The organism is Paucibacter sp. XJ19-41 (assembly GCF_028462495.1).
Taxonomy (GTDB): Bacteria; Pseudomonadota; Gammaproteobacteria; order Burkholderiales; family Burkholderiaceae_C; genus Roseateles_E.
This window is the reverse complement of sequence record NZ_JAQOWX010000257.1, coordinates 1-1681: the sequence shown is the minus strand read 5'-3', so window position 1 is coordinate 1681 and position 1681 is coordinate 1. Positions and strand designations below refer to the sequence as shown.

General features: G+C 63.1%; 1 protein-coding gene and 2 pseudogenes. 2 read left to right on the top strand and 1 reads right to left on the bottom strand.

Going from position 1 to position 1681, the window contains the following annotated elements; translation table 11 throughout:
- Positions 1-286: pseudogene (locus tag PO768_RS28765) on the bottom strand (hypothetical protein); the annotation flags it as partial.
- A 250-nt stretch (positions 287-536) separates the two neighbouring features.
- Here PO768_RS28765 and PO768_RS28760 point away from each other — a divergent pair.
- Together PO768_RS28760 and PO768_RS28755 are read left to right on the top strand one after the other, a co-directional pair.
- Positions 537-944 carry an SDR family NAD(P)-dependent oxidoreductase gene (locus PO768_RS28760; RefSeq protein WP_442953324.1) on the top strand — a complete coding sequence of 136 codons (408 nt, stop codon included), beginning with the start codon at positions 537-539 and terminating at the stop codon, positions 942-944.
- A pseudogene (locus tag PO768_RS28755) lies at positions 931-1681 on the top strand (NAD-dependent epimerase/dehydratase family protein); the annotation flags it as partial. The gene PO768_RS28760 and the pseudogene PO768_RS28755, both read left to right, overlap by 14 nt.

The window sequence follows — 1681 nt, the reverse complement described above, 5'->3', positions numbered from 1 at the left end:
AGGCGCGCAGGGTCAGTAGGGTCGGTCCGCTGTCGGACAGGGCGGTCGCAGGCGCCGTGACAACAGGCACTACGGCCCTGGCCGCCGTGGCCGTCGTCGCAGCGGGCTTGGTGACCGATGTGGCGGAGGTACTCGGTGTGGACTGGAGCGGCGCCGCGACCGGACCGGTCCCGGCGTCACTGCTGCCGCCGCCGCTGCTGTAAGCGGCGAACGCCACACAGGCGGTAAAGAGGGCGGCGAAGGAGGCCGTTCGGATCAGCGAGGCGCTGAGGGGCTGTTGCAGCATGGTGGTACTACCCAAGTTGAGACTTACAGCACCAGTCGTCGTGCGGAAGAGCTGTTGTAGGTATTTTCGGCAGATGGGTCTGTGCATTCAGTGAGATCGAGCACGCTTCGGCGTCCCAAGGGGTAAGGCATTGCAACGCCGGTGCATTACTACCGCTGCCGGGTGCCCCAGGGGCCCGCTCGGCCAGTCAGCCCTCCAAATAGGGGGCTGGCGTCAGGCATGGGGCCGGTGAAGCCCCGGCTGGGCGAGAATGCCGGGCGCGCTTGGGGCTTTGTCGGTGATGGGTCTGCGAGCTGGTCGGTTCGGGTATTGGGAGATTGCGTTGAAAGTTCTTGTCACCGGCGCCGCCGGCTTCATCGGTATGCATGTCAGCCAGCTGCTGCTGGCGCGGGGCGATCAGGTCGTGGGCCTGGACAATCTGAACAACTATTACGCTGTGCAACTCAAGCACGACCGGCTGGCGCGGCTGACGGGCAAGCCGGGCTTCGAGTTCTTCAAGCTCGATGTGGCTGATCGTGAAGGCATGGCCAAGCTGTTTGCCGAAGGGCACTTCGACCGTGTCGTGCATCTGGCAGCGCAGGCTGGTGTTCGCTACTCGATCGAGAACCCGCACGCCTATATCGACAGCAATATCGTCGGCTTTNCTCGATGTGGCTGATCGTGAAGGCATGGCCAAGCTGTTTGCCGAAGGGCACTTCGACCGTGTCGTGCATCTGGCAGCGCAGGCTGGTGTTCGCTACTCGATCGAGAACCCGCACGCCTATATCGACAGCAATATCGTCGGCTTTACCAACATCCTGGAGGGCTGCCGCCACAGCGGTGTGCAGCACCTGGCCTATGCGTCGAGCTCCAGCGTCTACGGTGGCAACACGCTGATGCCGTTCTCTGAGCATCACAGCGTCGATCACCCGGTCAGCCTGTATGCGGCCACCAAGAAGGCCAATGAGCTGATGGCCCACACCTACAGCCATCTGTTTAGCCTACCGACCACGGGGCTGCGCTTCTTCACGGTCTACGGGCCCTGGGGGCGCCCCGATATGGCGCTGTTCCTGTTCACCAAGGCCATCCTGGAGGGCCGCCCGATCAATGTGTTCAACCACGGCAAGATGGTGCGCGACTTCACCTATATCGACGACATCGCCGAGGGCGTGGTGCGGGTACTGGACCGGCCGGCGACGGCAGATCCCGAGTACGACGCGATCAAGAGCGACCCGGCGCGCTCCAATGTGCCGTATCGGGTGTTCAATATCGGCAACCATGCACCCATCCAGCTGATGGCTTTTGTCGAGGCGATCGAGAAGGCCATCGGCCGCGAGGCGGTGAAGAATTTCATGCCGCTGCAGGACGGCGATGTGCCGGCCACCCATGCCGATGTCGAGGAACTGGCCGAATGGA